The sequence below is a fragment of the Pseudarthrobacter sp. S9 genome, from assembly GCF_050156545.1.
Classification (GTDB): domain Bacteria; phylum Actinomycetota; class Actinomycetes; order Actinomycetales; family Micrococcaceae; genus Arthrobacter.
Map to the genome: position 1 here is coordinate 1,632,324 of NZ_CP189576.1, position 15,735 is coordinate 1,648,058.

The 15,735-nt window shown below is 66.0% G+C and carries 13 protein-coding genes; 5 read left to right on the forward strand and 8 right to left on the reverse strand.

Annotated elements, in window-relative coordinates:
* Positions 1-79: 79 nt before the first annotated feature.
* A complete protein-coding gene (locus ACQCSY_RS07725; protein ID WP_427134568.1) occupies positions 80-829 on the reverse strand; it encodes a 5-oxoprolinase subunit PxpA in 750 nt (249 codons plus the stop codon).
* Entirely contained in the window at positions 813-1,682 is an 870-nt protein-coding gene (locus ACQCSY_RS07730; protein WP_427135734.1) for a hypothetical protein, read from the reverse strand. The genes ACQCSY_RS07725 and ACQCSY_RS07730 overlap by 17 nt, the downstream gene beginning before the upstream one ends.
* 724 nt (positions 1,683-2,406) lie before the next feature.
* Between ACQCSY_RS07730 and ACQCSY_RS07735 the strand changes: the two genes are divergently transcribed.
* From ACQCSY_RS07735 to allB, 3 genes are all read left to right on the forward strand, one after another.
* A complete protein-coding gene (locus ACQCSY_RS07735) occupies positions 2,407-4,008 on the forward strand; it encodes an NCS1 family nucleobase:cation symporter-1 (RefSeq protein WP_427134570.1) in 1,602 nt (533 codons plus the stop codon).
* 80 nt (positions 4,009-4,088) lie between these two features.
* Entirely contained in the window at positions 4,089-4,868 is a 780-nt protein-coding gene (locus ACQCSY_RS07740) for an aspartate/glutamate racemase family protein (protein WP_427134572.1), read from the forward strand.
* Positions 4,861-6,249 (forward strand): allantoinase AllB, encoded by a 1,389-nt coding sequence (allB, locus tag ACQCSY_RS07745; protein ID WP_427134574.1) that lies wholly within the window; start codon positions 4,861-4,863, stop codon positions 6,247-6,249. The genes ACQCSY_RS07740 and allB overlap by 8 nt, the downstream gene beginning before the upstream one ends.
* Before the next feature lie 565 nt (positions 6,250-6,814).
* Here the strand turns inward: allB and ACQCSY_RS07750 are convergent.
* Entirely contained in the window at positions 6,815-8,299 is a 1,485-nt protein-coding gene (locus tag ACQCSY_RS07750) for an NCS1 family nucleobase:cation symporter-1 (RefSeq protein WP_427134576.1), read from the reverse strand.
* Positions 8,300-8,617: 318 nt separating this feature from the next.
* Between ACQCSY_RS07750 and ACQCSY_RS07755 the strand changes: the two genes are divergently transcribed.
* A complete protein-coding gene (locus ACQCSY_RS07755) occupies positions 8,618-9,931 on the forward strand; it encodes an MFS transporter (RefSeq protein ID WP_427134578.1) in 1,314 nt (437 codons plus the stop codon).
* 132 nt (positions 9,932-10,063) lie between these two features.
* On the opposite strand, the gene ACQCSY_RS07760 is transcribed toward ACQCSY_RS07755, so the two are convergent.
* The 5 genes from ACQCSY_RS07760 to ACQCSY_RS07780 form a co-directional block, all read right to left on the reverse strand.
* Entirely contained in the window at positions 10,064-12,394 is a 2,331-nt protein-coding gene (locus ACQCSY_RS07760; protein ID WP_427134580.1) for a glycoside hydrolase family 65 protein, read from the reverse strand.
* Between the two features lie 62 nt (positions 12,395-12,456).
* Positions 12,457-13,200, reverse strand: a complete 744-nt coding sequence (locus tag ACQCSY_RS07765) for an HAD family hydrolase (protein ID WP_427134582.1) — start codon at positions 13,198-13,200, stop codon at positions 12,457-12,459.
* A gap of 107 nt (positions 13,201-13,307) precedes the next feature.
* The gene (locus ACQCSY_RS07770; RefSeq protein WP_427134584.1) at positions 13,308-13,769 is read right to left on the reverse strand and encodes a LacI family DNA-binding transcriptional regulator; all 462 of its coding nucleotides are present in this window, start codon (positions 13,767-13,769) and stop codon (positions 13,308-13,310) included.
* Positions 13,703-14,317 carry a LacI family DNA-binding transcriptional regulator gene (locus ACQCSY_RS07775; RefSeq protein ID WP_427134586.1) on the reverse strand — a complete coding sequence of 205 codons (615 nt, stop codon included), beginning with the start codon at positions 14,315-14,317 and terminating at the stop codon, positions 13,703-13,705. Before ACQCSY_RS07775 ends, ACQCSY_RS07770 begins: the two co-directional genes overlap by 67 nt.
* A gap of 175 nt (positions 14,318-14,492) precedes the next feature.
* Entirely contained in the window at positions 14,493-15,110 is a 618-nt protein-coding gene (locus ACQCSY_RS07780; protein ID WP_427134588.1) for an alpha/beta hydrolase, read from the reverse strand.
* A 224-nt stretch (positions 15,111-15,334) separates the two neighbouring features.
* Between ACQCSY_RS07780 and ACQCSY_RS07785 the strand changes: the two genes are divergently transcribed.
* Positions 15,335-15,598, forward strand: coding sequence for a DUF6458 family protein (locus ACQCSY_RS07785; protein ID WP_427134590.1), 264 nt, complete (start codon positions 15,335-15,337; stop codon positions 15,596-15,598).
* The last annotated feature ends 137 nt before the right edge of the window (positions 15,599-15,735 follow it).

A 15,735-nucleotide genomic window follows, 5' to 3' on the forward strand; every position in this document is an offset into this window, starting at 1 on the left:
GTGCGGGTACCGGCGGGGATAGGGCCGAAGGGCACTGGTTCAGCGCCGGCGCCGGCTAAGACGAAGGGCTCGCGCCGGCTTAGGCGAAAGGCTCCAGTTCCACGCCTGCTGCTTCCAGGGCCGCGCGCACCGCGGCCGCCGTGCTGACGGATCCGGGGGTGTCCCCGTGGAGGCAGAGCGAATCCGGCCTGACCCGGATCACGGAGCCGTCCACGGCCACCACTTCGCCCTTCAGGGCGAGGCGGACCGCCCGCTCGGCCACAATGCCGGCGTCGAGCAGCACGGCCCCTTCCTGCGAGCGCGGCACCAGGCTGCCGTCCGGGAGGTAGGCACGGTCGGCGAAGGCTTCAGCGAACACGGGGTGGCCGGCTTCCTTGGCGATGCCCAGCAGTGCGGATCCCGGAAAGCCCAGGACGGGAAGTCCCGGATCATAGGCCTGGATGGCGGCGACCACCGCGGAGGCCTGCTCGGCGTCGCGCACTGTGCGGTCGTACAACGCCCCGTGCATCTTGACGTAGTCCACCGAGGCGCCCACGGCGTGCGCGACGCCGTCGAGTGCGCCGAGCTGGTACAGCACGGCGCCGAAGAGATCGTCGAAGGTCATGTCCATCGAGCGGCGCCCGAAGCCGGCCAGGTCCGGGTAGCCGAGGTGGGCGCCGACGTTGACGTCGAGCTCGTAGGCCGCGCGGCAGGTGTCCAGCATCGTCACGGGGTCCCCCGCATGCAATCCGCAGGCCACGCTGGCGCTGGTGACGAGCCGGACCATGGCGGCGTCATCGCCCATGGTCCAGGTGCCGAAGGACTCGCCGAGGTCAGCGTTCAGATCCATGGGTGTCGCCTTCCAGCGCGGTGTCGTCCGGTGGGTTGCGCGCGGGGTTGTCGGCAGGGTTGTCCTGCGCGGGTGTCCCGGGAGCGGTGCGGTTGCCGAGGGCCAGCAGCTCCCCCGGGATCGTGTCCGGCAGGGGGCCGAAGGCTTCCTTGGCATTAGCGACGACGGCGCGCCCCATGACCCTGTTGCCCACCCCGCCGACGACAGCGCCGACGCCGAAGGGCAGTACCCGGCCCAGCAGGGCCGAGCCTTGGCGCTTGAGCAAGGACCGCAGGAAGGCGCGCTGGATCCGCTCACGCACCGGGCCGAAGCCGGCCAGCGGCACCCGGCGCGCGAAGGCCGAGCCCCAGGCCTGGGACGGTCCCTTTCCCCTGCCCGCGGCCTGGCCGCTCAGCGAGCTCAGCAGTTCGGTGCCTTCCTCGCCCAGCATGATGGCCATGACCAGGGTGCTTGCTTTTTCCGGGTCCACCATCCGCAATCCGTGGAGCTCGGCCAGGGACGTGGAGAAAAGCGCTGTGGCTTCGAGGAAGCCGACCGTGGCCACGGCCGAAAGGCCCAGTGCGGCCACGGTGCCGACGCCCGGGATCACGGCCGATCCGCCGACGAGGGCCCCGCCGCCGGTGACGGCCAGCAGGTAGTCGCGCTCCAGCTTGGCGGCGAGCTGCGCCGCCGTGGCCTGCGGGTGCTTGCGTTGGAGCCGCCGGATGTTGGCCAGCACCAGCGGCCGCTGGACTTCCACCGCGCGCAGGAGCATGTTGTGGACGCCCGGCTTCGGCCTGCCGTCGGCATCGAACATGGCATTGTGAGCGGTCTTCTGGGCAATCTTCATCGCCGGGTTGCTGCGCTTGGCCATCATCGCCTCTCGTGGGAACCGGTGCTTGCTTGACTTTCGTACGCTTATCTTCCGGACAGCCGGCGGCTGCCATCAAGCCTTAACACTAGGGCGTCAAACAGTAGGGCGTCTCTCCTAATCTCTGCGTAGCCGGTTTGGGACTGCTGAGGTGTCTCTCGGACTGCCGCTATGACTGATGCCCAGTGGGCTCGGAGCGAGCAGGGCCGGGCAAATACCCGAGCATCCCGCTTCCGCTCGCGTACCCGGCTCCCTAACCTCAGGTCCAAGTTTCCGGGATGTGGAAATTCATTATCCTATTGTGAAAATGTGTGATGTGGCTTACTGTGGATTACATCCTCGACGATGAGGACGAATTCCAAGAGATTGGTCTGGATTCATGTACATCTCACAACGTGCAGGGCTGAAAGCGAGTTCGGCCCTTGCCGGGAGGGACACGGCGCCTTTGCGCATCCTCCCGTTCAGCTCTGATCGCCCCGGCGGCGCATTCAGACACCGACCGCCGTGGGCAGATCCCCGCAGCTGACCGGTTTGTGTCATTTGGAGGCACCGCCTCCGCCATCGTGCTGAAACCCGCGCGATCAACGCTCATCCCGGGCTACCGGTTTTCGAGAGCCTGCCGCTTCCCCGACGCTCTGACCCGCCGGAAGCTCCGAGCCGCAGTCCCCAGTACGTGTATGGACTATTTCGCATACCCAAAATTCTTCATTCCCAGAGAGGCTTTTCCATGAATCCGGCGCCGGATACCACCCCACAGATCGACACCCCACCGATCGATGCGGCCAACGCCGCAGATCATGCGCATCACGTTCACCACGAACACCACGAACACCACGACCCGATCCTTCATGAGCCTCCGGTTGATACCCGGGCCCTAGGGCTGGCGCCGACCAGTGCCCGGCTTTACAACCAGGATCTCGCGCCAACGAAGATGGCGGGGCGGCGGTGGACCGCCTACAGCATCTTCACCCTCTGGGCCAACGATGTGCACAGCCTGGGCAATTACGGGTTCGCGATAGGACTTTTCGCGCTGGGTCTTGGCGCCTGGCAGATCCTGCTCGCACTCGGCGTCGGTGCGGTGCTGCTCTTCCTGCTCCTGACGTTCTCGGGCTTCATGGGCCACAAGACAGGTGTGCCGTTTCCTGTCATGAGCCGCATCGCCTTCGGCATCCACGGCGCGCAGATCCCGGCCCTCATCCGCGGCGGCGTCGCCATCGTCTGGTTCGGAATCCAGACCTACCTGGCCTCGCTGGTACTCCGCGTCCTCCTCATCGCCCTGGCTCCCGGTCTCGGTGACCTCGACAAGGACTCCATCCTCGGCCTCTCCACCCTCGGCTGGGCCTCGTTCCTCTTTCTCTGGATCGTGCAGGTCATCATCGTCCGCTACGGCATGGACATGATCCGCAAGTACGAGGCGTTCGCCGGGCCCATCATCCTGGTCACCATGTCAGCCCTCGCCATCTGGATGTTCATCCAGGCCGGCGGTTCCATTGCCCTCTCCACGCCCGATGCCCTGACCGGCGGTGCCATGTGGCTCGAGATTTTCGCCGGCGGCGCACTCTGGGTCTCCATCTACGCCACGTTCGTGCTGAACTTCTGCGATTTCACGCGCTCCTCGACGACCCGCAAGTCCATCATCAAGGGCAACTTCTGGGGCATCCCGGTGAACATGCTCTTCTTCGGCCTCATCGTCATCGTCATCACCGGTGCGCAGTTCAAAATCAACGGCGTCGTGATCGGCAGCCCGTCAGACATCGTCCAATCCATCCCCAACACCTTCCTCCTGGTGGCGGCCGCCCTCGCACTGCTCGTGCTGACCATCGCCGTGAATCTGATGGCGAACTTCGTGGCCCCGATCTACGCCCTGACAAACCTCATACCCACGCGGCTGGACTTCCGCCGCGCCAGCCTGGTCAGCGCCATCATCGGACTGGTCATCCTGCCCTGGAACCTCTACAACAACCCCGCAGTCATCGTCTACTTCCTCGGCGGCCTCGGCGCCCTGCTGGGCCCGCTGTTCGGCGTCATAATGGCCGACTACTGGCTCATCCGAAAGACCAGGATCAACGTCCCCGAGCTCTACACCGAGGCCAGCAACGGATCCTACTTCTACCGCAACGGCGTCAATTTGCGGGCGGTGGCGGCGTTCATCCCGGCCGCGATCATCTCGCTCCTCATCGCCTTCATCCCGGCCCTGGAACCGGTCGCCGCGTTCTCCTGGTTTATCGGCGCGGGCATCGGAGCCATCGCCTACTTCATCGCTGCGGACCGCAAGCGGACCTTCCATGACGTTTCCGGAGAACCGATCGCCGTCCCCAGCCTCCACTGAGACTCCCAGCCATCGGCCCGGCGGCCCTCCCGGACACGGAGGGCCGGCGGGCCCCCAAAGCAGCCAACCCGAAAGACACCATGCGTATCCTCGTCGCCAACGTCAACACCACAGCATCCATGACCGAATCAATTGCCACACAGGCCCGCGCGGCCGCTGCCGCCGGGACGGAAATCGTCGGCCTGACACCTCGGTTCGGAGCCGACTCTTGTGAGGGCAACTTTGAAAGCTATCTGGCGGCCATCGCAGTGATGGACGCAGTCATCGCCTATCCGGAACCCTACGACGCCGTCATCCAGGCCGGCTACGGTGAACACGGACGGGAGGGGCTGCAGGAGCTGCTGGACGTACCCGTCGTCGACATCACCGAGGCGGCTGCCAGCACGGCCATGTTCCTGGGCCACAAATATTCGGTCGTCACCACCCTGGACAGGACAGTACCGCTCATCGAGGACCGGCTGAAACTGGCCGGACTGGACGCCCGGTGCGCCTCCGTCCGCGCGAGCGGCCTGGGTGTTCTTGAGCTCGAAGAGTTCCCGGAACGGGCGATTGAAGCCATCCTCGACCAGGCCAAACGCGCTGTTGAAGACGACAAGGCAGAGGTGATCGTCCTCGGCTGCGGCGGGATGTCCGGCCTTGATGAACAAATCAGGACCCGCCTCGGCGTCCCCGTCGTCGACGGCGTCGCAGCCGCGGTCACGATCGCCGAATCGCTGGTGCGCCTTGGACTCTCCACCTCGAAAGTCCGTACCTACGCCCCGCCGCGCCCCAAAGTGGTGACCGGCTGGCCGTTCCCCGCAGTTCAAAGCACCGCCGTTCAGAGCACCGCCGTCACAGAAAAGGTGAGCACCAATGACTGACACAACAGAACACTATGACCTCGTGATCCGGGGCCGGCGGGTCCTGACCACGGCCGGGATCGCCGCCCGGGAGGTCGGCGTCCGCGACGGCAAGATCGTCGCCCTGGAACCGCTGGGCAACGGCCTCACCGGCACCGAAATCATCGACCTGGCCGAGGACGAGACCCTCATCCCCGGCCTGGTGGACACCCACGTCCACGTCAACGAGCCCGGCCGGACCGAGTGGGAGGGCTTCGCCTCCGCCACCCGGGCCGCCGCGGCCGGCGGCGTGACCACCATCATCGACATGCCGCTGAACAGCATCCCGCCCACCACCACCGTGGCGAACCTCAAACTCAAACGCGAGGTCGCGCAGGACCAGGCGTTCGTGGACGTCGGCTTCTGGGGCGGCGCCATCCCCGGCAACACCAAGGACCTCCGCCCGCTGCACGACGAGGGCGTCTTCGGCTTCAAATGCTTCCTGCTGCACTCCGGCGTGGACGAATTCCCGCACCTGGACGCCGAGGAGATGGAGGCCGACATGGCCGAGCTCGCCTCCTTCGACTCCCTCATGATCGTCCACGCCGAGGACTCCCGCGCGATCGACCACGCCCCGCACCCGGGCGGGGACCAGTACGCCACGTTCCTGGCCTCCCGCCCCCGCGGCGCCGAAAACAAGGCCATCGCCGAAGTCATCGAACGGGCCCGCTGGACCGGGGCCCGCGCGCACATCCTGCACCTGTCCTCCTCGGACGCGCTGCCGATGATCGCCACCGCCAAACGCGACGGCGTACACCTCACCGTGGAAACCTGCCCGCACTACCTCACGCTCATGGCCGAGGAAATCCCCAACGGCGCCACCGCGTACAAATGCTGCCCGCCGATCCGCGAGGCCGCCAACCGCGAACTGCTCTGGAAGGGCCTGCAGGAAGGCACCATCGACTGCATCGTCTCGGACCACTCTCCCTCCACCCTGGACCTGAAGGACCTGGACAACGGCGACTTCGCCGTGGCCTGGGGCGGGGTGTCCTCCCTGCAGCTGGGCCTGTCCCTGATCTGGACCGAGGCCCGGCACCGCGGCATCACCCTGGAACAGGTCGTGTCCTGGATGGCCGCCAAACCCGCCGAACTGGCACGCCTGAGCACCAAGGGCCGGCTCGCGCTCGGCTACGACGCCGACTTCTCCGTCTTCGCCCCGGACCAGGCCTACGTCGTGGACGTGACCAAACTCAAGCACAAAAACCCCATCACCCCCTACGACGGCCGCCCGCTCTCCGGCGTCATCCGCAAAACCTACCTCCGCGGCACCCTGATCGACGGCCGGACACCGACCGGCAAACTGATCCGCCGCGGCGGGATCGAAAAACGCCAGAACGAGGAGACCTCGGTCAGTTACGCCTGAAACAAAGAGCCGAAGAGCGAACGGCGGAGTCAGGCGGTCATTCAGCAAGAGTCCTTCCATGAGTTCGATCGGTTTTCTGAACTCTAGTCTTTGCGTGGACCGTCGGACGCTCCCAGGTTTGTCAACTGTCCGCGGGCGCAGGGGGCTCTGCGTCCGCGGACTCCATGACGCCGTGGAGGTGCCTGGCGAGGGTGTGCTTGAGGCAGCGGCGGATGTCGTGGTGGCTTTTGCCGCTGAGACAACGCAACGGCGAAGGTTTTCCACCTCCGCTCGTTCAACCAGCGCCCAATGGCGCACGAGGTCGCCCTCCTTAGGGTGTGTTTTTACCTCTTGCCTCTCCGGTAGTAGTAGGTTCTGGAGGCTGTGCAGTTCTTCAAACTGGACCGCGCAGCAAGAAAGCAGGCAGGCCATTGCAGGAATATACTCCGGCGGCTGCGCCCTTAACCGGTTGATGGCGCGGGTGCGGCGGCAGACCAGGCCAGTGCGTCTGGCTGCCCCTGAAGCCAACGTCGACGAAGGCCGACCGTGCCGCCCGTCTCCTCGTGGGCGACCTCGCCCACTGTGGTCATGATCCGGCGACAACCTGCGTCGAGGCCGCACCCGGCTCAGCTTCTACGGCGGTCGCGGCCGCGATCGATTCAGCCAGACTCGTGTCGTTGCGCGAGATGAAGTAATGCACCGCGGCCGCCACGATTGCTCCGATGAACCAGGAGAAGGCCGAGAGAGCGCCAAAGACGGGAGCGAGCGCGAAGATCACCGCCGGGACGGCCGAGACGAGGAACGAGATGACGGCCTTGTGGTTCCAGCCGCCCGAATACGTGTAGTACCCGTGTTCCCTAAACAGGTCTCGAACCAGCACGCGCTGCTTGCGGAGCACGTAGTAGTCGATCATGATGATCCCGAACAGCGGCCCGAGCAGCGCTCCGAGCCCCCCGAGAAAAAGGTTGATCACGACGGGGCTGTTGAACAAGTTCCAGGGCGTGATGACGAGCGCGATCATCGCGGCGATCAGGCCGCCCCGCTTGAAGTCGATCTTCGATGGCCAGACGTTCGCCAGGTCGTAGGCCGGCGAGACGAAGTTCGCCACGACATTGATTCCCAACGTTGCGACAGCGAAGGTGACGGCGCCGAGCAGAAGCGCCCAGATGCTGTCGATCCGCCCGACGATCTCGACCGGGTCGTAGATGTGCTCCCCGTAGACCTTGAATGTTCCCGCGGTGACGACGACGGAGACCACGGAGAAGGCAATGAAGTTTACCGGCAGCCCCCACAGGTTCGCCGTGCGCACTGCTTTGCGAGACGGCGCGAAGCGGGAGAAGTCGCAGAAGTTGAGCATCAGGGTGGAGAAGTACGTCACCGTCAGCGCTATGGCGGCAAAGAAGGCATGTGTGACGCCCCATTCCGCATTTCCCCCCGGCAAGTCGAGGGAAATGTTCCAGCCCGCGTTGATCAAGATGTAGACGACCAGCAGGCCCATGACCGCCCAGACGGCCGGGCCGGCCCAGTCCTGGAACCTCCTGATCGTCTCCATGCCGTTTCGAAGCAGAAGAAGCTGGAGCAACCACATCAACAGGAAGGCCAGCCAGCCGAGGGTGGATTCGCCGAGGAAGTTGTTCTCCGTCAGGCCCTTCAGATCGGGCCAGATCTTCAGGGCGATGATGATGACGGCGCGAGAGGCGAGCCAGGTCTGAATACCGTACCAAGCGATTGCCACGAGCGCACGAAGCAGTGCGGGCAGGTTGGCGCCGAACGTTCCGAAGGAAACCCGGGCAAGCACGGGGTAGGGAACGCCGGTCTTCTGGCCGGCGTAGCCGGAGAGGTTCATCAGGAAGAAGACGATGATGATCCCCACCACCAGTGCCAGGAACACCTGCCAGGCACCGAGGCCCAACGCAAAGAGGCCGGCGGCGAAGGTGTAGCCGCCGAGTGAATGAATGTCGGACATCCACATCGCGAACAGCGAATAGAAACCCCAAGTGCGGTGTTCGGACGGTGCGAGGTCTTCGTTGTAGAGACGCGGACTTGCGCCCGGTGGAATTGTTTGAGACACCGTAATCTCCATTCCCTAAAACTTCCACAATGTGAAATCAAGGTCTTGAATAGTGAAATAACTCTTTGATCTGGATCACACCGAGTCAAGGCTTTTCCGCGCGCTCGGCAGTGAGCACCAACAGGGCCTTGAGCTCGACTGGCCGCCCGATGCTCGCCGCCTCCGCCCCAGACTTATTTGCATGCATGTCTGCAACTATTCCTGTGCGTGACCGTCCTGTCGACCCCCGCGATGACCCATGAAAGATGCCCGCGTGGCTGCGGCCGAAGAACCATTTTCAACCCTGTTCTACCCTTTGCGGGAGTCTAGACTTGACCCATGCGCGCGCTGAGAGCCCTCCGACCGTTCGCGCACCGGGAATACCGGGTGCTGATCGCTGCGCTGGCCATTTCCATTTTCGGCTCCGGAATGTGGGCCGTGGCGATGGTTTACGAGGTGATCCACCTCGGCGGAGGCCCGCTGGAGCTCTCCTTGGTGGCCGCAGCGGGCAGTGTGGGCCTGGTGGCCTTTGTCCTGGCCGGCGGCATCGCGGCGGACCGTGTTCCGCAGCGGCTCCTGATCATCGCCGTCGAGGGCGCCAACCTTGCCGTCGTTGCGACGATCAGCGGACTGGCCATGCAGGGCTGGCTGCAGCTCTGGCATCTGGCGCTCGGGGCGTTCGTGCTGGGCGTCGGGGCCGCGTTCTTCTTTCCCGCCTACTCGGCCATCCTGCCTCGGATCCTGCCGCCGGAAGACCTGCTGGCCGCCAACGGCATGGAGGGGACCATCCGGCCAATCCTGCAGCAGGCCGCCGGCCCTGCTGTGGCAGGCATCCTGGTGGCAGCACTGTCCCCCTCGTCTGCGGTCACCGGGGTGGCGGCATGCCACCTGCTGGCCTTCGGAATCCTGAACGTCCTCGGCCGCCGCAGCCAGCAGGCGCCCCCGGGCGCCCGGCACGGCGAAGAACCGGCCATGACTTCGCTGCTGCAGGATCTCCGCGAAGGAATTGGCTACACGGTCCGGACGCCCTGGCTGTTGTGGACCCTGCTGTGGGCCTGCATCTCCGTGCTGTTCCTGATCGGACCCATTGAAGTCCTGCTCCCGTTCGTGGTCCGGGACCAGCTCGGCGGCGACGCCCGCATGTTCGGCTTCCTGCTCGCCATCATGGGCGTCGGAGGCGCCGCGGCGTCGTTGGCCACCGCCTCATTCCCGCTGCCGCGCCGCTACCTCACCATCATGATGGTCTGCTGGGGAGTCGGAAGCCTGCCGATTGCCGCGGTGGGAATCATGGATAGTTTCTGGGCTCTGGCCCTGGCTTTGTTCGTTTTCGGCGCCACCGACGGCGTCGGCATGGTCATCTGGGGGACCCTGCTGCAGCGCCGTGTGCCGCCGCATCTCCTGGGCCGGGTTTCCAGCCTGGATTTCTTCGTCTCGCTGGCCCTCATGCCGGTTTCCATGGCCCTGGCCGGGCCCGCCGCGGAGGTGTTGCCGGTGTGGCTCATCTTCCTGGTGGCCGGCGCCGTGTGCCCCGTCGTGGCCGTGGTGGCCATGATCGTGGCCAGGATGCGGGCCGATGAGCTGACCCATCCACTGGACCACCGCACAGACCAGGGAACGGACGAGGCAGTCAAGGGCGGTCGGGTGGGCAGTTAAGGGCGGATCGGCGCCGTCAATTCGCCCTGATCTGCACCCGCGATAGCGTCCCCGCCGGTCAACGCCGCCGCATCGTTCGGGCCACCCGCCCCGAGCCCTTCAAAGGAGTGCCGGCTCGGGCCACGAGCCAACTCAGGCGCGGGCGCGCACTACGGGGATCGACGCCGTCGGAAGCCCGCTGGGGAAGACCGTTGGCTCGGGGGCAGCCACGGGCGCAAGCAATACCTGCACCGGAACGCTGCCGACGGTGACGCGTTCACCGCGCACGTCGACCTCCAGCGGGGCGCCCTCCCGGATGCCCAGCCGGATCGATCCCGGGTCCAGTTCCACGTGCAGCAGCCGGCCCTGGAGCTTCAGGTGGAAGTCGAGTCCGTCCCATTCGGCGGGCAGGCGCGGGTCGAAGTACGGCACCGGGCCCTGGTCGCGAAGCCCGGCGAAGCCGCTGACCAGCGAGCTCCACACGCCGCCGGTGGAGGCGATGTGCACGCCGTCGATAGTGTTGCCGTGGGTGTCGTCTAGGTCGATGAACAGGGCGTGGGTGAAGTGGTCCAACGCGGCCTTCCCGTAGCCGACCTCGGCCGCCATGATGCCCTGGACACAGGCAGACAGCGTGGAGTCGCCGGTTGTGATGGGATCGTAGAAATCAAAGGCGCGGCGCTTTTCCTCGGCCGTGAAGTCCTGCCACTGCAGGAACATGGCCAGCACGGTGTCGGCCTGCTTCAGGACCTGGTGCCGGTAGATCACCAGCGGGTGGAAGTGGAGCAGAAGCGGGTATTCGGACCGCGGGGTGGTCCAGTCCCACGGCTCCAGGGTCATGAAGTCGTTGTCCTGCGAATGCACCTGCAGGTCCTCGTCATAGGGCAGCTGCATCCGGTTCGCGGCCTGCTGCCAGAGCTGGCGTTCGGCGTCGTCAATCCCCGGGTGGTCCAGCGCGGCCGCGGCGCGCAGGTTGAAGCGCGCCATGACGTTTGTGTAGAGGTTGTCATTGACGACGGCGGTGTACTCGTCCGGGCCCGTGACGCCGTGGATGTGGAACTGCCCGTCCTTGCCGAAGAAGCCCAGCGACACCCACATCCGCGCGGTTTCGATCAGCAGCTCGGAGCCCAGGGTTTCCTGGAACTCCTGGTCTCCGCTGGCCCAGATGTACCGGTTGGTGGCGAAGGCGATCGCGGCGGCGATGTGGAACTGTGCGGTGCCGGCCGCGTAGTAGGCGCTGGCCTCCAGGCCGTTGATGGTGCGCCAGGGGAACAGCGCGCCGTCCACGCTGAGCTCCTTGGCGCGGATCCTGGCCTCGGGCAGGAGATCATGGCGGAATTCCAGGACCTGGCGGGCGTTGGCGGGGTTGGTGTACGTCAGGTAGGGCAGCAGGTACACCTCCTGGTCCCAGAAGTAGTGGCCGTCGTAGCCGGAGCCGCTGACGCCCTTGGCCGGGATACCGGCCACATCGGCGCAGGCGGTCGCCTGGGCCAGCTGGAAGAGGTTCCAGCGGACGGCCTGCTGGAGCTCGGTCTGGCCGGCGAGCACGATGTCGCTGGTGGTCCAGTAGCCGCGGTAGTAGGCCTCGCTTTCGGCGAAGATCCCGCCGACCGGCTTGAGGCCGGCTTCCGCGGTGTCGGCCAGGTCATCGGCGGCCTGCCCCACGGCGTAGCTGACGCTCTTCTCCAGCACGAACGGCTCCTCCGCGCCGACGGCGAGCACGTAGCGGACGCTGCTGTCGTCCTGGTCCACCTGGGTGTCGAAGGGCTGGACCCCGGCCGAGGTCCAGTGGTCCACGGCCATGCCGAGCCGCTGCTTGGATTCCGCGGCCTCCCAGGACAGGCGGAGCGAGCCGTCGCCGCCGTCGAGGCGCACCGGCAGCAGCACGCGGCCGGCGTGACGTCCGGCGCGGCGCGGGTCATGGGCGGAGTGGTCATCCACCGGCTGGTCCTGGCGGTTGATGACGGAGGACGTGACGTCGGCGGAGATGTCCCGGTCGGCCGCCACCTCGAGGGAGATGCCGAGTGTTCCGCGGGACTCGTACCCGACGGCACGCCGCTCGGTGGTGGTCACGGTGGCGCCGGAGCGGCACTGCCAGGTGATCCGGCATTCGTAGACGCCCGTAGCGAAATCGACGGAGCGCCGGTAGTCCAGCACGGTGGATTCGTCGAGGCTGAGCGTCTCGCCGTCGATGATCACGGTGAAGTTGTTGGCGTCGGGGACGTAGAGGATCCGCTGGCCGGTCCGGGCGAAGCCGTACGCGTTCTCGGCGTGCTTGATGTCCCAGGTCTCGTGGAAGCCGTTGATGAAGCTGCCCGGAAGTTCGGCGTCGGCGGCCGCCCAGTGGGCGCCGCGGATGCCCAGGTGCCCGTTGCCGAGGCTGAAGAGGGTTTCCAGCGTGCCAGCGTTTCCGCGCAGGTGGACGGTCTCCACGAGCTGCCAGGGGTCGTTGGGGAACCGGGCGCGGTCCGAGGTGATGAGAGCCATGGTTTTGAGGGGTCCCTTCGGGCGGGTGTTGTGCGGCGGGTGACGTTGGGCGGGACGCGGGGTTAGAGCAGTTCGGCGAGGTCGTTGACCACCAGGGTGGCCCCGGCATCCAGCAGGGTCTGCCGGCCGGCTCCCCGGTCCACACCGATCACCGAATGGAAGCTCCCCGCGCTTCCGGCCTGGACGCCGGAGACGGCGTCCTCGACGACGACACACTCTTCGCTGGGCAGGCCCAGCAGCCGCGCGGCGTATTCGTAGGTGGCCGGGCTGGGCTTGCCGGGCAGCCCCTCCGCCACGGCGACGACGCCATCCACCACCACGGGGAAGTAATCGGACAGGCCCGCGGCCTTGAGGACGGCCGGGGCGTTGCGGGAGGAGGAGACGACGGCGAGCTTGAGTCCGCGGGCCAGCGCGGCCTCGATGAACCGCACGGATCCCTCATAGGGCTTCACGCCGCCGGCCTCGACGACGTCGTTGAAGACCTTGTTCTTGCGGTTGCCCAGCCCGTGGACGGTGTTGTGGGCGGGATCGTCATCAAGCGGGCCTTCCGGCAGCACGATGGTGCGTGAGGCGAGGAAGTCACGGACGCCGTCGAACCGGGGCTTGCCGTCGATATGGTCGAAGTAGTCGCTTTCGCGGTAGGGCGCGGCCTCGGGGACAGAGCGCAGGAAGCCGTCAAAGAGGTCCTGCCAGGCGCGCTCGTGCACGATCGCGGTGGGAGTCAGGACGCCGTCGAGGTCGAAAAGGATGGCGGAACCACCGGAGATCGCCGCGGCAAGGCCAGAGGTGGTGGGCAGTTCGGTCATGAATCGAAAGTCCTTTCAGACGGTGGCCAGGCAAGACGGCGGTTATCGACGGCGGCCGTCGGTGGCCGGGGCGGTGCGGGGTGATCCGGTGGCGGACGCCGTCCGGCTCAGCGCCGGCGGCGGGTGCTCTTGCGCTCTACAAGTTTGGTGTCCAGCACGTGGTTGGACGGGGGATTCGGAAGCCCCGGGCGGTGGAGTGATTCAATCAGCAGGTTGGCTGCGAACGCGCCTTGATCGGCTACTGGCTGGGAAATTGTGGTCAGTCCCAGGAACCAGCTCATCTGATGATCGTCTATTCCTATGATGGACACGTTTTTCGGTGCTGACAAACCGAGATCCCTCAGGGCCATGAGCGCATCGAAGGCTGTTTCGTCGCAGCCGGCAAAGATTGCGGACGGCATTCTGCGGTTTTCGACCAGCTCTGTCATGGCCAGGCGGCCGCCTTCGATGCTGGAGCCGGCGTCGATCACCAGGTCAGGATCGACCGTCAGATCGTGTTCCGTCAGGGCGCGCTCAAAGCCCCGCAGCCGCTCGCTGGCAGTGACCAAGGAGGGCTCGCCGGTTCGCACCCGGACAGGATGGCGAGGTCCCAGTGGCCCAATCCCAGCAGGTGGTTGGTGGCTGTCCGCGCCGCTTCCTCGTTGTCGATGCCGACGTTGTCCCAGGGGACGTCGTGCATGCCCACACTCGCCACGGACAGCCCGGAGCCGGCAAGGGCTGCCATTTCGGCTTCGCTCAGGGCGATATTGAGCAGCAGGACACCGTCCACACGCTGGGACAGCCCGGTCAGGTCGCCGAAGAGCTTCCGGTGAACCCTAGGCCGGTTCCGGAGGCTGATGAGGACGGTGTCATAGCCGCTGTCCGCAAACACTTCCTCGGCGGCTTCCACGGCCTGGGCGACGAACCAGGCCGTGGCGGTGGGGACGATGATGGCCACGGAGCCGGTGCTTCCGCCGGCCAGCCGGGAAGCCGCGGAGGAGGGTTTGTAGCCGAGCTTTGCCGCCGCATCGCTGACCTTGGCTTGGGCTATTTCCGAAACATTGGGCAGGTCCCGGAGGGCGCGGGAGACTGTGCAGATGGAGAGTCCGGAAAGCGCGGCGACATCCTGGATGGTCACGCGCGGGGTCCTAGCCTGCGGCACGGGCTCAGCCCTTTCTTCCCTCCGAAGTAGTAGGCCGGTGAACATGGCCGAAGTCGAGTGTAAACGCTTACAAAATTGGTATGCAAGTGGTCTGCCGAAGTAAAGCGATTGGCCATATTCAGGCTGCGCCCGCCCGGCTCAGTGGCCCCGCTCAGCGCAGCACATAGTGGCGCAGGAAGGCGCTGACATCGATGAGTTCCGCTTTGGAGATGGAGTGGCCCATGCCGGGGTAGGTCCGCGCTGTGAGCTGGGTGTGCTCGTGCAGCCACTCCTCGGTGTGCTCCGTGGCGGCATCGTTGATCACGACGTCGTCCTTGTCCCGGCCCCAGAAGAACGGCGGCCGGGCCTCGAAGGACTCGCTCATGGCCAGCAGTTCGTTGTCCAGGACAAAGCCGGACAGTCCGACGACGGCCCGGAACTGCTCCGGCCGGAGCCGAAGCAGGGTGCTGGCCATGGCCATCCCCTGCGAATATCCCAGCAGGCTGACACTGCTGTGCCGCGCCTTGACGGACTCGATCCACGCCAGGACGCCGTTCGTGCTGGAGATGATGTCCGCGAAGTCGTGCGTCAGGAAATAGTCCAGCAGGAACCAGCCGTGGTGGTCCCCGATCACCTTCGGGCCGCGAAGGGCGGCGCAGCTGAAGTCCGGCGGAAGGGAGTCGAACAGCTTCACCATCCGGGACTCGTCCGTGCCGTAGCCGTGCATCATGACCAGCAACGGCGTGCCGGCACGCTTATGTTCCGGCCTGGACCAGACGACTGTCTCCATGGGGCCAGCCTATCCAGCCCGGAAATCCGCAAGAAATCGGACGGCCGCCACGGGGATCCGCGGCGCGGGTGCCCGAAGAGTGCGCGGAACGTGCCGTGCGCCCAGAAAACTCCCGGCGGGGCGCAGGCCGTTTCGTTGAAACAACACCTACCGGGCTGTAGCGTGACGCTGGACAGCATGCTTAGCAATGCCTATTTGTCCCACAGGACACCAAGGAGCAAGCCATGAGAATCGGTTCCGCCATCTTCCTCATCGCGATCGGCGCCATCTTGGCCTGGGCCGTCACACCCGGCCTGATCCCCAACGTGGATCAGACCATGATCGGCTACATCCTCATGGTGGTCGGCGTCATCGGGCTGATCGCTTCACTCGTCCTTGCCTCCGCCGGTCGCAGCCGCACCCGCCGGGTCAGCGAGACCCGCTCGGTGGTCGACCCCAACACGGGCGAGACCATCACCCGCAACGAGAGCCGCGACGCGGGCCTCTAAACCACCGCCGCGCCTCATTGCGCCCAACGAACGACCCCGACGCCGGGCCGGACCCCAAGGGGTCCGGCCCGGCGTCTGTCATTGTGAGCCGCCCCGCCCAGCCCTCTGCGCATGCCCCACCTTTGAAGCCAACGGTG